This is a genomic window from Streptomyces sp. NPDC001530 (genome assembly GCF_042894545.1).
Classification (GTDB): domain Bacteria; phylum Actinomycetota; class Actinomycetes; order Streptomycetales; family Streptomycetaceae; genus Streptomyces.
In genome coordinates, this window is record NZ_JBIAVS010000006.1 from 480,943 (window position 1) to 496,599 (window position 15,657).

A 15,657-nucleotide genomic window follows, 5' to 3' on the forward strand; every position below is an offset into this window, starting at 1 on the left:
TGTTCACCGGTGCCCAGGGGGCGTCAAGGTCGCGGACTGCAACGGTTCGAAGGCCGCAAACGGGACGCGAGACGGAGTCCGCCGACGGCCGGACACAGGCAGGCGGTCGGGCCCCGCGACTCCGGACCGGCAACCACCGGGCCCGATCGACGTCGATGTGCCGAGAGCGAGAGCCGGCCGTCGACCGGCTTGTGCACCCTCGCTGTCGGCGGGTCGGCGGGTCGGCGGGTCGGCGGGTCGGCGGGTCGGCGGGTCGGCGGGTCGGCGGGTCGGCGGGTTGGAAGGTCGGCGGGTTGGAAGGTCGGCGGGTTGGAAGGTCGGTGGGTTGGAAGGTCGGTGGGTTGGAAGGTCGGTGGGACTGGGAGGCGGCTGGGCAACCGGTTGGGCAACCAGCGGGTCCGCCGCTCCCTCGGTCAGCCCGTCAGTGTGTGCCCGAACTGCTGCGCAGGTGCCGCCCCCGAGCCGCGGCGGATCTCGTGGCCCGGCAGACCCGCCCGCCCCAGCACCCAACTCGCCCCCTTCAGGGCCTTCGCGGCCTGTTTGAGGGGCGCCAGGCAGGCGGCCGCCTGCCGATGGTCGATCACGCTGCCGGGCGCGCACAGCACCGTGGCCAGCGACAGCGTGACGGTCCGTCCGCCCGCCGACCACGGCGTGTCGAGCATCGAGGTGGCCAGCGGATCGAGCGTGTCCGGGTCCGCGAGGACCAGGAAGTCGTCCCCGCCGATGTGCCCCACCCGCGTCGCTCCGGACGCTGCGTGCTGCAACGCGCGTCCGACCGCCCGGATCAGCTCGTCGCCCGCCGCGAACCCCGCTCCGTCGTTGACCTGCTTGAAGTGGTCGACGTCCAGCCAACTGAGCGCGAACATCCGGCCGTCCGCGATCCGCCGGTCCACCTCGCCGGTGATCGCGTCCGAACCGGGCAGTCGCGTCAGCGGGTTGAGCCCCGCCGCCTCCTCCACCCGGCTCTCGGCCAGTGCCCGTACGAGATCGGCGAGCCGTACGACACCCACGCACCGCCCGTACTGGTCGACCACCGCGACATCGTCGGAGGTACGGTCCCGCTCCCCGTCCGCCACCACATCGAGCACTTCCCACGCGGTGGCGTCGACGCCGACCGTACGCGGCGGATCGCCTAGCTTGGCGGCCGGCCGGTCGGCGTACAGCGCATGCCCATAGCGCCCCGACATCGACAGCAGGAACCGCGATCGGTGCACCGACCGGACCGGGATCCCGGAGGAGTCCACGAGCAGCACCCCGGACACATCGGGCGAGCCGGTGAGCAGCGCCCGCACCTGGCCCGCGGACGCCGTGGCGGGCAGCAGCGCCGCCGGCCGCACGAACTGCCGTACCGACGGCCCCGAACGGGGCGGCGCCGCGACGCCGGGGGAGAGGGCCGGAACGTATACGTCCGCCGCGGGCAGCCGCGCCGGCGGCGCGAACAACTCGCCCTGTGCCAACTGCGCGCCCGCCGACACCGCCGCCGCGCACTGCAGCTCCGTCTCGACCCCCTCGACGGACAGCAGCGCGCCCAACTGCTCGCACAGCGTCCGCATCGCCCGCACGGCCGCGGGTCGCGACAGTAGGGACACGTCGAGCTTCATCAGCTCGGGCGCGAGGTCCGTGAGCAGCCGCAGGGGTACGTCGCCGTCGCCCACCCCGTCCGCGCAGATCCGGAAGCCCTCGCCCCGCACCGCGGCCACCGCCTCCAGCAGGGCGTGCTGCGGCACGTGGGTGTACGGCGGACCGACGTCGACCGTCACCTCCCACGGCCGCCGCCCGGCCTCGCGCACCGCATCGCGCAGCGCCGCGAGCCCGCCGAGATCCGCCAGGGTTCCGGCGAACACGTTGACGTGCAGCGGCAGCAGCGTCTCCTTGCGGGCCGCCGCACGGATCGCCAACGCGGCCAGTCGACCGTCGAGTTCGGGGTCGCGGCGGGCCTGCGCCAGGATGTCACCGGCCTCCGGACGGGCGAGTATCTCCAGCGCCGCAACCCCTCCGGTCGTCAGATTGACGACCGGTTGGAAGGCGAAGCGGACAGTATCCGTCCAGGAGGGCACGGCAGCATAATGGCGCCGCCCGCGCACGCCCGGGCGCGATTCATGAGCTGTTCACGCAGGATTCCGAGGTCGTCACACTGGGTGCGGATGGCCACCGGGATGAGGAAATACGGCCGGTCGCGGAGTCCGGGATGAGGGCATACGGCTGGGCGTCGAGTCCGGGACGAGCTCACGCGGCCGGGCGCCGAGCCTGCGACGGGCGCACGAGGACAGGCGCCAAGACGAGAGCCCGCGGACGCCTGTCGATGTCACCGCACGGCGACGACCGACGACCCGTGTCCGAACAGCCCCTGGTTCGCGGTGATCCCCACCCGTGCCCCCGCGACCTGCCGGTCACCCGCGCGGCCCCGCAACTGCCATGTCAGCTCGCACACCTGGGCGATGGCCTGCGCCGGAACGGCCTCCCCGAAGGAGGCGAGCCCGCCGCTCACGTTCACCGGTATGCGCCCGCCGAGCGCCGTCGCGCCCTCGCGCAGCAGCTTGGCCGCCTCGCCCTCCGCGCACAGCCCCAGATCCTCGTACCACTGCAACTCCAGGGCCGTGGACAGGTCGTACACCTCGGCCAGTGAGAGATCCTCGGGGCCGATGCCGGCCTCCTCGTAGGCCGCGCGCGCGATCGACGCCCGGAAGGTCTCGGCCGCGGGGTCCACCGCGACCGTGGAGTCCGTGGCGATGTCCGGCAGGTCCAGCACCGTGTTGGGATAGCGCGGCGTCACCGTGGACACCGCGCGGATCCGCACGGGGTCCGCCGCCCCGTGCCGGCGCGCGAACTCCATGCTGGACAGCACCACGGCCGCGCCGCCGTCCGAGGTCGCGCAGATGTCGAGCAGCCGCAGCGGATCGGCGACGACCGCGGACCGGGCGACCTCCTCGGCGGTGACCCGCTTGCGGTAGCGCGCAAGGGGGTTCAGTGCCCCCAGAGCGGCGTTTTTCACCTTGACCTGCGCGAAGTCCTCCAGTGTGTCCCCGTGCACCGCCATCCGCCGTCGCGCATACAGCCCGAAGTACGTCGGATTCGTCGCCCCGAGGATGCGGAACCGCAGCCAGTCCGGATCGTCCTGCCGGTCCCCGCCCGCAGGTCGGAAGAACCCCTTGGGTGCCGCGTCCGCGCCCACCACGAGCACCACGTCCGCGAGGCCCGAAAGGATCTGTGCCCGCGCCGTGTTGAGCGCCTGCGCCCCCGACGCGCACGCCGCGTAGACGCTCGCGACCCGCGCCCCCTGCCAGCCCAGCGCTTTGGCGAACGTCGCCCCCGCCACGTACCCCGGATAGCCGCCACGCACGGTGTCCGCGCCCACGATCGAGCCGACGTCCCGCCAGTCGACTCCGGCGTCGGCCAGCGCCGCGCGCGCCGCCACGACCCCGTACTCGACGAACCCGCGTCCCCACTTGCCCCACGGATGCATGCCCGCGCCGAGCACCGCCACCTCGCCGGTCATGCCGTCACCCCCGTACGCCACATGCCTGTCATGCCGTCACCCCCGTCGGCCGCCAGTGCCAGGTCGTCCAGGTCGTCTCCACGTCCTCGTTCAGCACACCGGGGACGACCTCCACCTCCATGCCCACCGTCAGGTCGGCGACGGTGATCCCGGGAACTGCCTGGCCGAGCACCACGATGCGCTCGGATTCCAGCTCCACAGCGATCAACGCGTACGGCTCCCAGGAGAGTTCCGGATCGGTCACATAGGGTGACGGCGGGCGATACCGGCTGTCCGTGTACGACCAGACGCGGCCGCGCCGGGACAGCGGCACCTCCGTCAGTTCACCGCCACGGCAGCCCGGATTGCGGCAGAAGGCGTCCTCGCGGGGGAAGAACACCGAGGAGCACGCCGAGCAGCGCGTACCGAGGAGACGGAAGTCCTCCCCTTCCCCGGCGAACCACCCGGCGACCGCAGGCGTGCGTGTACGCGACAAGACCCCTCCACGGCACTAGATCTGACGGAACGTCAGAAGTGTGTCACGGGCAATGGGAATTGGGCAGGGCGTCGTGGCGAACCACCGGGGCTGCTGGGGCGTCGGAGTACCGGCAGGGACGGCCGGGGCCCACGGGGGTGGCTCCGGCGGTCCCGCCATTCCAATGAGGGCGCGCTCCGGTAGAGACGTCTGCCCAGTGATCGGATACAGTCCGCGGCGTGTCCGCAACCCCGCATCCGCCCGCCGACTTCGCACCGGACTCGCACTGTTCGAGCTGTGGCGCACCTTACGGAGCGGGCATCTCCGGCTGGCCCCGCACCTGCGCCGTCTGCGGAACCGTGGCCTACCGCAATCCGCTGCCGGTCGCGGTGGCGCTGCAGCCCGTGTACGACGCGAAAGGCACGTCCCTGGTCGTCATCACCCGGACCATCGCTCCCGCGCGCGGGAGCATCGCCCTGCCCGGCGGGTTCATCGACCACCGGGAGGACTGGCGGCACGCCGTCGTGCGCGAGCTCAAGGAGGAGACAGGCATCGACGCGGCCAGCCGGGAAGTGCGGCTCGCCGACGCGATGAGTTCTCCGGCCGGGCATCTGCTGCTCTTCGGACTCCTCCCCGAACGCTCGGCCGCCGAGCTGCCACCGTCCGCCGCCACGGACGAGACGGAGGGCTGGCACCTGCTGCGCAGACCGGCCGAACTCGCCTTCCCGCTGCACACCTTGGCGGTGCGGGCGTGGTTCGAGGGGCGGTACATCTGAGGGCTCTTGTGCGGTGAGCCGCCCATGGGGAACGCCCACGGCCGGCCCCACGTGAAGTCGCGCTCCGGACCCGCGCAGCTGTGCGGCCCCGCCGCCCCGGCATCCGTACGCCCCAAGGCCTGCCCGAGACGCTCACCGATCGGTCAGAGTGCCCCGAGCCCCTGCACCCGCACGGGGTACGACGGCTCGCTCAGGTCGCCCTCGCCCTCCCGTCGCACGACCACCTGCCGCCCCTCCCAGCGCGTCACATAGCGCTCGATCTCCGGCTCGTCCCACCCGTCGCCCGCGTCCGGCACGACGAGCCCGCCTCCGCTGCGCCCGCGCGCGGGCGCCCACGCCTCCAGTTCCAGACCGCCGTCGGCCCCGCGTACGGGCACGACGGAACCCGCGCGCGCCAGAACCGGAATCCGTGACAAGGGGGCGTCGATCAGCACTTGGGCCGGCCCCTCGTACGCCTCCTCGGTGACCGTGTCGTACCACCGTCCCCGCGGCAGCTGCACCGCACGCCGATCTGCCCCGTGGTCCAGCACGGGCGCCACCAGAAGACTGTCGCCGAGCAGGAAGGCGTCCTCGCAGTCGCGCAGCGCCCGGTCCTCGGGCGCGCCCCACCACACCGGTCGCACGTACGGCGCACCGGTGCGGCGCGCCAGATGCGCCAGTGTGACGAAGTACGGGAGCAGACGCCGCCGCTCGACGAGCGCCACGCGCGCGTGCTCCAGGACGTCGTCACCGAACTCCCAGGGCTCCCTTCGGCCCGCCCGCAGGCTCGCGTGGGTACGGAACAGCGGAAGGTACGCGCCGAGCTGGAACCACCGCAGATACAGCTCGGGAGAAGGGCTCCCGTCGAAGCCGCCCACATCGGGCCCCGAATAGGGCACCCCGCACAGCCCGAGGCCGATCACCAGCGACAGCGAGGCCCGCAGCCCGGGCCAGCCCGTCGCCACATCCCCGGACCAGGTTCCTCCGTAGCGCTGCATTCCGGCCCACCCGGAGCGCGAGAAGAGGAACGGCCGCTCCTGGGGCGTCAGTTCGCGCAGGCCCTCGTACGCGGCCCGGGCCATGCCCAGCGCGTACACGTTGTGCGCCTCACGATGGTCTCCGCCGGGCCCCTCCAGGCAGTGCCGGGCGGAACGCGGCAGCGTCGACTCCCCGAAGGCCGTGAACGACGTCGGCTCGTTCATGTCGTGCCAGAAACCGGCGAACCCCTGCGTGAGCCGCTCCTCGTACAGACCGCCCCACCAGCGCCGCACGCGCGCGTGCGTGAAGTCCGGATAGACCGACTCTCCAGGCCATACGACACCGCGCACGAGCCGCCCCGAGGCATCCCGTACGAAGGCGTCCTCGGCGAGCCCACTGTCGTACACGGCGTTGCCCGACTCGGCTTTGACCGCCGGGTCGACGATCGACACCAGGCGGATGCCGTCGCGGCGCAGGTCCTCGGCGAGCACGGGCAGCTTCGGGAAGTGCTCGGGGTCGACGGTGAACACCTGGTGCGCGTCGTAGTGGTCGATGTCCAGGTGGATCGCGTCGAGCGGCAGACCGCGCTCCTGGTAGCCCGCGACGATCCGCCGCACCTCCTGCTCGCTGCCGAAGCCCCAGCGCGCGTGATGGTGCCCCAGCGCCCACGCGGGCGGCAGCGCGGGTGCCCCGGTGAGCGAGGCCCAGGCGTGCAGCACGCGCGCGGGGGTGCCCACGATCACCCAGCAGCGCAGCGGGCCGCCGTCCATCCGCAGCTCGCACGTCCCCGGCCGGTCGTGCCCGGAGCCGGCCCCCTCCTCGCCCTCGCGCAGCGTCACCGTGCCGTCCCACGGCGTGTCGTGGAAGACGAGATGCGTGGCAGCGTCGGCGACCACCATCTGCACGGGCATGGTGATGTACAGCGGATCGTCGCCGGGCCCGAAGGCCTGCCCGGGATCGGTGTTCCACAGCCGGTACGTCCCGTCGCGCAGCCGGGGGCCCGCCGCGCGTCCGCCCAGGCCGAAGAACCGCGCGTCTGCGGCCACTTCGGAGCGCTGCATCCAGCGGGCTCCGCCACCGTCGACGGGCTCCCACCAACGCGGCGGCAGATCGCGGCGCAGGGTCACACCACCGGGCGTGCGCACCTCCACCGCGCCGTGCCGTGAGACGACGACGGTCGCCCGCTCGGCCACGACCCGCCAGCCGCCGTCCTTGTCGGGCTCCAGGACGGCTCGCGGGTCCGGCTCCGGGCAGCGGCCCGCGAGCGCGTACGACGGCTCTGGGGCAACCCCCTCCCAGCCCCAGAACACCCCCCCGTTCACCGCGACCATGATCCGCAGCTCGGACCGCGCGAACCGGACGACTCCACCGCCGGGCCCCGGCTCCACACCGCGCACCGGCCCAGGCACCCGCGCGCGCTCGGCGCCCCGCTGCGGCAACCCGGTGGCGTCGGCACGCCTCCTGCGCCACGCGGCCCGCACCGTGCGCAACCCTTGAGTGGCGCCCCCCGAGCCGACCGCCTTCACCGAACGCACCAGGTCACGACCGTCCATGCTGCTCACCCTGCCATTGCCGACACCAAATGGGTGAGTCGTTCAACTCCCGTTCACCCGTGGCGACGCCACATCTTCACTCCGCCGACTATGTGTGGCGCGCCCTGGTGCAGAAGTCGATCACATGGCATCGTCCGTGTCAGCCGCGTGTCGCGCACACCCCTGCTCGTGCGCGACAGACGCACACGACGCGCACAGTCCGGGAGCCGCCCCATGTCCACCGCGAACCCCTCACCGCTCTGGCAGCCCACCGAGGAACGCATCGCCCAGGCGCAGATCACTAAGTTCCAGGCCTGGGCGGCCGAGCACCACGGAGCCCCGTCCGACGGCGGCTACGCGGCGCTGCACCGCTGGTCCGTGGATGAGCTGGACACCTTCTGGAAAGCCGTGACCGAGTGGTTCGACGTCCGGTTTTCGACCCCCTACGCGCGCGTGCTCGGCGACCGCTCCATGCCGGGCGCCGAATGGTTCCCCGAGGCGACCCTCAACTACGCCGAGCACGCCCTGCGCGCGGCGGAGACCCGTGCGGACGAACCGGCTCTCCTGTACGTCGACGAGACCCATGAGCCGACCCCGGTGACCTGGTCGGAGCTGCGCCGCCAGGTCGGCTCCCTGGCCGCCGAGCTGCGCGCCCTCGGCGTACGCCCGGGAGACCGTGTCAGCGGCTATCTCCCGAACATTCCGCAGGCCGTGGTCGCCCTGCTCGCGACTGCCGCCGTGGGAGGCGTCTGGACGTCCTGCGCCCCCGACTTCGGCGCCCGCAGCGTCCTCGACCGCTTCCAGCAGGTCGAGCCCGTCCTGCTCTTCACGGTCGACGGCTACCGCTACGGCGGCAAGGAGCACGACCGCCGCGACACCGTCGCCGAACTGCGCCGCGAACTGCCCACCCTGCGCGCCGTCGTCCACATCCCGCTGCTCGGCACCGAGGCACCCGAGGGCGCGCTGGACTGGTCCGACCTGACCTCCGCCGATGTGGAGCCCGTCTTCGAGCAGGTGCCCTTCGACCACCCCTTGTGGGTGCTCTACTCCTCCGGCACGACCGGCCTTCCCAAGGCCATCGTCCAGTCCCAGGGCGGCATCCTCGTCGAGCACCTCAAGCAGCTCGGCCTGCACTGCGACCTGGGTCCCGAGGACCGCTTCTTCTGGTACACGTCCACGGGCTGGATGATGTGGAACTTCCTCGTCTCCGGCCTGCTCACGGGCACCACGATCGTCCTGTACGACGGCAGCCCCGGCTACCCGGACACGGGCGCCCAGTGGCGCATCGCCGAGCGCACCGGGGCGACCCTGTTCGGTACCTCCGCGGCGTACGTCATGGCGTGTCGCAAGGCGGGTGTCCACCCCTCCCGCGACTTCGACCTCGCGCGCGTGCAGTGCGTCGCCACCACCGGCTCGCCCCTGCCGCCCGACGGCTTCCGCTGGCTGCACGACGAAGTCCGCGACGATTTGTGGATCGCCTCGGTCAGCGGCGGCACCGACGTGTGCTCCTGCTTCGCGGGAGCCGTACCGACACTCCCGGTGTACATCGGTGAACTCCAGGCCCCCGGCCTCGGCACCGACCTGCAGTCGTGGGACCCCAGTGGAAAGCCCCTCACCGACGAAGTCGGTGAACTCGTGGTCACCAACCCGATGCCGTCCATGCCCATCCGCTTCTGGAACGACCCCGACGGCAGCCGCTACCACGACAGCTACTTCGACACGTATCCCGGAGTGTGGCGCCACGGCGACTGGATCACCGTCACCTCACGCGGCTCCGTCGTCATCCACGGTCGCTCCGACTCCACGCTCAACCGTCAGGGCGTCCGCATGGGGTCGGCCGACATCTACGAAGCCGTCGAACGCCTCCCCGAGATCAAGGAGTCGCTCGTCATCGGCATCGAACAGCCCGACGGCGGCTACTGGATGCCCCTCTTCGTGCACCTCGCCCCCGGAGCCGCACTCGACGAGGCCCTCCTGAACCGCATCAAGCAGACCATCCGGGAACAGCTCTCCCCGCGCCACGTCCCCGACGAGGTCATCGAGGTACCCGGCGTGCCCCACACCCTCACGGGCAAGCGCATCGAGGTCCCGGTCAAACGCCTCCTCCAGGGCGCCTCCTTGGAGAAGGCGGTCAACATCGGCTCCGTGGACAACGTCGAACTGCTGCGCTTCTACGAAGACCTGGCCCGCAAGCGCGCCTGATCACCCCCCGTAGGTGGCCTCGGACTCGCCGAGTACGACAGCGAAGTCCGAGGCCAGGCGCACCGCGTCGACGGGTTCGAGTTCCGCGACCGAGATCCGCACACCGGGGCCGGAAGCGAGCCGGAAGCGCGCACCCGCCGCGACCCACCACCCGTACGACCGCAGCCCGTTCACGACGGCCGACTCGTCCCGCACGGGCACCCAGAGGTTCATCCCGCTCACACCGTGAGCCTCGATCCCACGCGCCGCGAGCTCACGTTCGAGAGTCTTCCGCCGCAGCCCGTACGTCTCCCGGGCGCGCGCGACCAACGCGCGCGTGCCGTCGTCCGTCATGAGCCCGTACACCGTCTCCTGCAACAGGTGACTGACCCAGCCCGACGTCAGCAGCAGCCGACCGTCGTGCCGAGCCAGCGTCGTCGGATCACAGGCCGCAGCGGCCCACCGCAAATCGGTACCGAGGAACTTGCTCACGGTCCGCACGTGCACCCAGCGCGCCAGACCGCCCGCGGTCAACGTGCGCAGAGGTGCGTCCGCGACGGCGGACGCGTGATCGTTCTCCACGACCAGCACATCGGGCTCTTCCTGAAGCGCGTCGACCAGCGCGTCCCGGCGCTCCGCCGAGAAACACCCGCCGTACGGATTCTGCGCCCGCGGACTGCACACCACCGCGCGCACGCCGCCCCGCAGGGCACCGCGCAGCGCCTCGGGGCGGATCCCCTGGTCGTCCACCGCGACCGGAACGGTGCGCAGCCCCAATGCCGTGACCAGATCGAGCAGATGGTGATAACCGGGGTCTTCCATGGCGACGGCGTCGCCCGGCCGCAACTCCACCGACAGCAGCCGCCCGATCAGATCCAGCGCACCGTGCGCGAACGTCACGTGGTCGGTCGGCACCCCGTCCGGCCCCAGCCAGTCCCGTACGGCGTCCTCGAGCCGCGCCAGCCGCGGCGTGCTGCGGTGCGACCGCGCACCGGGGGAGAGCCGTGATGGCGGCACCAGATGGGGCAGCAGCTCGGGGTCCGGATGCCCGCCCGCCAAGTCGCGCAGCCCGTCCGGCACTCTCGGCGGCCGCCGTGACGCCACCGAGGGTGCGGCGGCCACTACGGTCCCGCCGCGCCCCCGGGTCACCACGATCCCGCGTCGCCGCAGCTCCTTGTAGGCGGTCGCGACCGTTCCCGGACTCACGCCGAGCTCGTCGGCAAGTCTGCGCACCGGGGGCAGTGCCGTTCCCGGCTCCAACGCGCCCTCGGACACGCCTCGTTCGACGGACGAGGCAATCCCCTTGGCCGTCGTACCACTGATCCCATATTGTGTTGCCACGTTGCTAAGTATGTATCAATACATAATTGAAGGCAAGGGGGAACAGTGAGCCCGATGCGCCGCGCAGCCGCATGGTCGAAACGCATTCCAGGAGGCCGCGACGGCCGAAGAATGCTCTGGATCGCCCTCGTCGACCGAATTGGCAGTGGCCTGTGGGCATCGGCCTCCGTCCTGTACTTCACCTACGTCACCGGCCTCTCCGTCGCGGAGGTCGGCACCCTTGTCGCCGTGTCCGGAGCCGTCGGTATCGCCGGCGCACCGCTCGGCGGCCGCATCGCCGACCGCCTGCCGCTCACCCACGTCCTGATCGCCCTCCAGATCCTGCGGGCCCTGGCCTCCTTCGCGCTGCTGACCACCGACAACTACGCCCTACTGCTGGCCTTTTCCGCCGTCGGCAGCCTCGGCGACCGCGCCGCCAACGTCCTCACCAAGCTCTACGCCACCCGCGTCGCGGGACCGGACCGCGTCCGCTACCAGGCCCTCAACCGCACCGTCGCCAATGCCGGCTGGGCCCTTGGCGGTCTCGCCGCCGCGGGAGCCCTCGCCCTGGGCACCACCGCGGCATACCAGTGGCTCCTGGTGGGCGACGCCCTGTCATTCGTCGCCGTCGCGCTCGTCACCACACGCTGCGGGGAACCGCCCTCGGCCGCCCGCACGATCACCACGTCGAAGGACCCCGCCCCCGCTACGCGGCCGGCCAGCCCCTGGCGCGACCGCACCTACCTCGCATACGTCGCCACAGAGACCGTCCTCTTCCTCGACGACGCCGTGTTCAAGGTCGGACTGCCGCTGTGGATCGCGCACTCGGACCACGCGCCACACGGCCTCGCCCCGCTGCTCATGGTCCTCAACAACGTGATGGTGGTGGCCCTGCAGGTTCCACTGGCCCGCTTCGGCGCCACAACCGCCGCGGCGCGCGCCCTGCTGATCCCGCTCTCCGCCGCCTTCGCCCTGGGCGGCGTCGCCATGGCGCTCTCGGCCACGGGCGGTGTCGTCGCCGCGACCCTGTTCCTCACCGCCGCGGCCGTCGCCTTCACCATCGCCGAGATGCTCCACGCCACCGTCTCCTGGGAACTCTCCGTCGCCCTCGCGCCCGACACGGCCCAGGGCGCCTACCTCGGCGTCCACGGACTCGCGCAGTCCGCACAACGCAGCGTCGGACCACTGGCCGTCACCGCGGCCATCGCCACAGGCCCCCTCGGCTGGACCGCATTCGGCGCGACCATAGCCGTGACCTGCTGGTTTCAGCACCACGTCGTACGTGAGCGCCTTGACCGACCGGCATTGTCAGTGCCACCAGTTACTGTGAGTGAGCATTGATCGACTGCGCACAGGGGGAAACATGGCGCACACCCAGCACCAGACCATGCGACGCGTACTGCGCCGCGAAATCGCCGGCACCATCGGCCTGTTGACCGACGAACAGGACTTCACGGCGATGCGGCGCTACCGCACCTTCGCCTTCGACGACCACACGACGTACCTCCAGCAAGTGGAGTCCCTGCTCAGGACCCTCGCCGCCCAGGGCAGCCACACCACGGTCGCACTCTTCGACCCCGAGGAATACGCCGAATTCTGCGCCAAAAGCGGCCTCGAACCCGACGCCCCGGCCAGCCGCACACGCTTCACCGCCGAACTGGCGGCCACGGGCCCCACCGTTCCCTACGACGGACAGCCCCTCGACGAACTCGTCCCGGACCTCGTCGACGAGGCCATCCGCATGGCCACCTGGGAGTACGCGACCACACTCCTGGCCCGCATCGGCAACTGCGCGTCCTGCGGCGAGGACATCGGCCGAGCGGCGTTCGCCCGCGCCTCCCACCTGCTCGCCCGCATCATCGACACCGCGGGCCGCGGCGACCTGCACCTCGTATGCAGCGTTTCGACAACACCCGAGACGCTCGTCGCCGTACTCCGAGCCGATGACGACCCGGAGGGCAGGGCCCGCCTCGAGGAGTCGGAAGCCCTCGAATTCACCACCGTGCTGGCCCTCGGCATCGCGACACGGACCGCCGGGGGACTGGTCATGCGCACCACCGCGCCCGACACCACCGACCGTGTCTATGGATGGCGCCTGCGCGGAGAAGACCTGGAACCCCTGACCGCCGCGGAAGTCTTCGACGCCTACTGCACCGACGCCGACTCCGGAGACCTCGTCTCCCCGGAATCAGGCGTCGACTACTGCGTGCCACCCGACCTCGGAGACGAAGGGGAAAGGACGGGCCATACGCACTGAACGTGAAAGGGGCGCCCCACCCGCAGGTGGAGCGCCCCTGGACACGAGTCGATCGAGCGACGACGTCCGGTTACTCGCCGGACAGCACCGCCTGCGCCGCCGTACGTGCCTCTTCGGCCGTGTCCGCGGCACGCGCGGCCGCGGCGGCACGCTCGCACTGGGCGAGCGTGTACTTGGCGAGCGTCGCCCGAACATAAGGAATGGACGCGGCGCCCATAGACAAGGAGGTGACACCCAGACCGGTCAGCACACACGCGAGCAGCGGGTCCGACGCGGCCTCACCGCAGACACCACAGCTCTTGCCCTCGGCCTTGGCCGCCTCAGCGGACAAAGCGACCAGGTCGAGCAGCGCGGGCTGCCACGGGTCCTGCAGACGGGACACCGCACCCACCTGCCGGTCCGCGGCGAACGTGTACTGCGCGAGGTCGTTGGTCCCCAGGGACAGGAACTCGACCTCCTGCAAGATCGACCGCGCCCGCAGCGCGGCCGACGGAATCTCCACCATCGCGCCGAACTTCGCCTGCAACCCGGCCGCACGGCACGCGTCCGCGAACGCCTTGGCGTCCGTACGGTCCGCGACCATCGGAGCCATCACCTCGAGGTAGACCGGCAGCCCCTCCGAAGCCTTCGCGAGGGCGGTCAGCTGCGTACGCAGCACCTCGGGGTGGTCGAGCAGCGACCGAAGACCGCGCACACCCAGCGCCGGGTTCGGCTCGTCGGCCGGAGTCAGGAACTCGAGCGGCTTGTCCGCGCCCGCGTCGAGCACACGCACCACGACACGACCCTCGGGGAAGGCCTCGAGCACCTGTCGGTACGCCTCGACCTGCTTCTCCTCGGACGGCGCGTTCTTGCTGTCGTCCAGGAAGAGGAACTCGGTACGGAACAGACCGACACCCTCGGCACCGGCCTCGACAGCGGCAGGCACGTCCGCGGGACCGCCGACGTTCGCCAGCAGCGGCACCTTGTGACCGTCGGAGGTGGCACCCGGACCCGTCGACGCGGACAGCGCCGCCTTGCGCTCCGCCGCCGCGGCCTCCAGTTGCGCCTTCTTCTCCGCACTCGGCTCCACGAAGATCTCACCAGTGCTGCCGTCCACGGCGATCACGGTGCCTTCGGCGAGCTCACCGGCACCGGGCAGCGCCACCACGGCGGGCACGCCGAGCGCTCGCGCCAGGATCGCGCTGTGGCTGGTCGGCCCGCCTTCCTCGGTGACAAAACCGAGCACCAGAGTGGGGTCGAGCAGTGCCGTGTCCGCAGGCGCAAGGTCACGAGCAATAAGGACGTACGGCTCGTCGCTGTCCGGGACACCCGGCATGGGCACCCCGAGCAGTCGGGCGACGATACGGTTCCGCACGTCGTCGAGGTCGGCCACGCGACCAGCGAGGTACTCACCCGCACCGGCCAGCAGCGCGCGGTACGCGGCGAACGCGTCGTACACCGCACGCTCGGCCGTGCTGCCGACGGCGATACGACGATCCACATCCGCCATCAGCTCGGGATCCTGGGCCATCATGGCCTGAGCCTCGAGCACCGCTTGGGCTTCGCCCCCCGCCAGATTGCCGCGCGCAATCAGGTCGGCTGCCACAGCCTCCACGGCCTTGCGGGCACGCCCCTGTTCGCGCTCCGCGTCCTCCGCAGGGATCTGCTTGGCAGGCGGTTCAAGAACCGCCGTTCCCATGTGCCGAACCTCGCCGATCGCCACACCGTGGCTCACGCCGACGCCTCGCAGCGTTGTCTCCATCTCACCCGTCTCCGATAGTGCGGCGGGTCCCGCCGCCGCGGTGGTTGTCCAACTTGCCGTCTCCTACGACGGCACCCACGTCACTGCCAGGCGAAAAGAACGTCGCCGGCCTTCACATCGCCGTCCTCACGGACGTCGGAGAGGGAGTCGGCCGTGGCCTCGAGCGCCACGATCGGGCACACCGCGGACTTGCCGGCCTCCTCGACGGCTGCCGGGTTCCAACGGACGACGCCCTGACCGCGCGTCACGGTGTCCCCCTTGTTGACGAGCAGCTCGAAACCCTCGCCGTTGAGCTGCACGGTGTCGATGCCCAGGTGCGTGAGCACACCATGGCCCTCGCTGTCGACGACGACGAAAGCATGCGGGTGGAGCGAGACAATGACTCCGTCCACGGGGGCGACAGCCTCCGAGGGCTCACGCACCGGGTCGATCGCCGTGCCGGGGCCTACCATCGCTCCAGAGAACACGGGATCGGGTACCGCGGCGAGTCCGATGGCGCGTCCTGGAATAGGGGACGTCACGGTGGTCATGGGAAGCCTCCCAGGGGTGGAGATTCATATGGGCCGTCACTGCCTGTCCCGGACGGCGCACTGCCGAGCAGGGTATGTCATATGAAGTGCCGGTTCCGCATGACAGGTACCGGTTGGCGGCCGTAGAGCACAGCGCAAACGATTTGCGCCCCCTCCAGGCGCCGATGTAGAGTCGTACTCCTGCTTGAGGCTGAGCGACGCAACCAAGCGTCCTTGCCTGGCAGCACTCAACTTGTCAGATCCTATCTCGGGGTCTCGTTCCGCATGCCTGCGGGACGGTGGTCAGAGAGACGGAAAAACACTGATAGAGTTTGAAACACCGAAGGGAAGCGCCCGGAGGAAAGCCTGAGAGAGTCTCTCGGGTGAGTACAAAGGAAGCGTCCGTTCCTTGAGAACTCAACAGCGTGCCAAAA

11 protein-coding genes are annotated in these 15,657 nt (G+C 71.1%); 4 read left to right on the forward strand and 7 right to left on the reverse strand.

What is annotated here, in order from left to right:
• Positions 1-413: 413 nt before the first annotated feature.
• From ACFY0T_RS15055 to ACFY0T_RS15065, 3 genes are all read right to left on the reverse strand, one after another.
• On the reverse strand, positions 414-2,057 hold the full coding sequence (locus ACFY0T_RS15055) for an EAL domain-containing protein (protein WP_388869340.1): 1,644 nt from the start codon (positions 2,055-2,057) through the stop codon (positions 414-416).
• Positions 2,058-2,305: 248 nt separating this feature from the next.
• Complete coding sequence (locus ACFY0T_RS15060; RefSeq protein WP_388869343.1) at positions 2,306-3,496, reverse strand: lipid-transfer protein; 1,191 nt, start codon at positions 3,494-3,496, stop codon at positions 2,306-2,308.
• A gap of 28 nt (positions 3,497-3,524) precedes the next feature.
• Positions 3,525-3,971 carry a Zn-ribbon domain-containing OB-fold protein gene (locus ACFY0T_RS15065; protein ID WP_388869346.1) on the reverse strand — a complete coding sequence of 149 codons (447 nt, stop codon included), beginning with the start codon at positions 3,969-3,971 and terminating at the stop codon, positions 3,525-3,527.
• A gap of 218 nt (positions 3,972-4,189) precedes the next feature.
• Here ACFY0T_RS15065 and ACFY0T_RS15070 point away from each other — a divergent pair, with 218 nt between their 5' ends.
• Positions 4,190-4,726, forward strand: coding sequence for an NUDIX domain-containing protein (locus tag ACFY0T_RS15070; protein WP_388869349.1), 537 nt, complete (start codon positions 4,190-4,192; stop codon positions 4,724-4,726).
• A gap of 143 nt (positions 4,727-4,869) precedes the next feature.
• On the opposite strand, the gene ACFY0T_RS15075 is transcribed toward ACFY0T_RS15070, so the two are convergent.
• Entirely contained in the window at positions 4,870-7,236 is a 2,367-nt protein-coding gene (locus tag ACFY0T_RS15075) for a glycoside hydrolase family 31 protein (RefSeq protein WP_388869352.1), read from the reverse strand.
• Between the two features lie 213 nt (positions 7,237-7,449).
• Between ACFY0T_RS15075 and ACFY0T_RS15080 the strand changes: the two genes are divergently transcribed.
• The gene (locus ACFY0T_RS15080) at positions 7,450-9,417 is read left to right on the forward strand and encodes an acetoacetate--CoA ligase (protein ID WP_388869355.1); all 1,968 of its coding nucleotides are present in this window, start codon (positions 7,450-7,452) and stop codon (positions 9,415-9,417) included.
• Here the strand turns inward: ACFY0T_RS15080 and ACFY0T_RS15085 are convergent, their stop codons facing one another.
• Complete coding sequence (locus tag ACFY0T_RS15085) at positions 9,418-10,737, reverse strand: aminotransferase class I/II-fold pyridoxal phosphate-dependent enzyme (protein WP_388869358.1); 1,320 nt, start codon at positions 10,735-10,737, stop codon at positions 9,418-9,420.
• 111 nt (positions 10,738-10,848) lie between these two features.
• Between ACFY0T_RS15085 and ACFY0T_RS15090 the strand changes: the two genes are divergently transcribed.
• Both ACFY0T_RS15090 and ACFY0T_RS15095 read left to right on the forward strand, forming a co-directional pair.
• On the forward strand, positions 10,849-12,057 hold the full coding sequence (locus ACFY0T_RS15090) for an MFS transporter (protein WP_388869361.1): 1,209 nt from the start codon (positions 10,849-10,851) through the stop codon (positions 12,055-12,057).
• Positions 12,058-12,079: 22 nt separating this feature from the next.
• Positions 12,080-12,973, forward strand: coding sequence for a hypothetical protein (locus ACFY0T_RS15095; protein ID WP_388869363.1), 894 nt, complete (start codon positions 12,080-12,082; stop codon positions 12,971-12,973).
• Positions 12,974-13,043: 70 nt separating this feature from the next.
• On the opposite strand, the gene ptsP is transcribed toward ACFY0T_RS15095, so the two are convergent.
• Positions 13,044-14,714 (reverse strand): phosphoenolpyruvate--protein phosphotransferase, encoded by a 1,671-nt coding sequence (gene ptsP / locus ACFY0T_RS15100; RefSeq protein WP_388869365.1) that lies wholly within the window; start codon positions 14,712-14,714, stop codon positions 13,044-13,046.
• A gap of 80 nt (positions 14,715-14,794) precedes the next feature.
• Entirely contained in the window at positions 14,795-15,244 is a 450-nt protein-coding gene (locus ACFY0T_RS15105; RefSeq protein WP_388869368.1) for a PTS glucose transporter subunit IIA, read from the reverse strand.
• Positions 15,245-15,657 lie beyond the last annotated feature (413 nt).

Bases quoted from the DNA above. Each gene is read 5' to 3' on its own strand.
- ACFY0T_RS15090 (WP_388869361.1), top strand. From the start codon at position 10,849: ATGCTCTGGATCGCCCTCGTCGACCGAATTGGCAGTGGCCTGTGGGCA.
- ACFY0T_RS15060 (WP_388869343.1), bottom strand. From the start codon at position 3,496: ATGACCGGCGAGGTGGCGGTGCTCGGCGCGGGCATGCATCCGTGGGGC.
- ACFY0T_RS15105 (WP_388869368.1), bottom strand. From the start codon at position 15,244: ATGACCACCGTGACGTCCCCTATTCCAGGACGCGCCATCGGACTCGCC.
- ACFY0T_RS15075 (WP_388869352.1), bottom strand. From the start codon at position 7,236: ATGGACGGTCGTGACCTGGTGCGTTCGGTGAAGGCGGTCGGCTCGGGG.
- ACFY0T_RS15080 (WP_388869355.1), top strand. From the start codon at position 7,450: ATGTCCACCGCGAACCCCTCACCGCTCTGGCAGCCCACCGAGGAACGC.
- ACFY0T_RS15095 (WP_388869363.1), top strand. From the start codon at position 12,080: ATGGCGCACACCCAGCACCAGACCATGCGACGCGTACTGCGCCGCGAA.
- ptsP (WP_388869365.1), bottom strand. From the start codon at position 14,714: ATGGAGACAACGCTGCGAGGCGTCGGCGTGAGCCACGGTGTGGCGATC.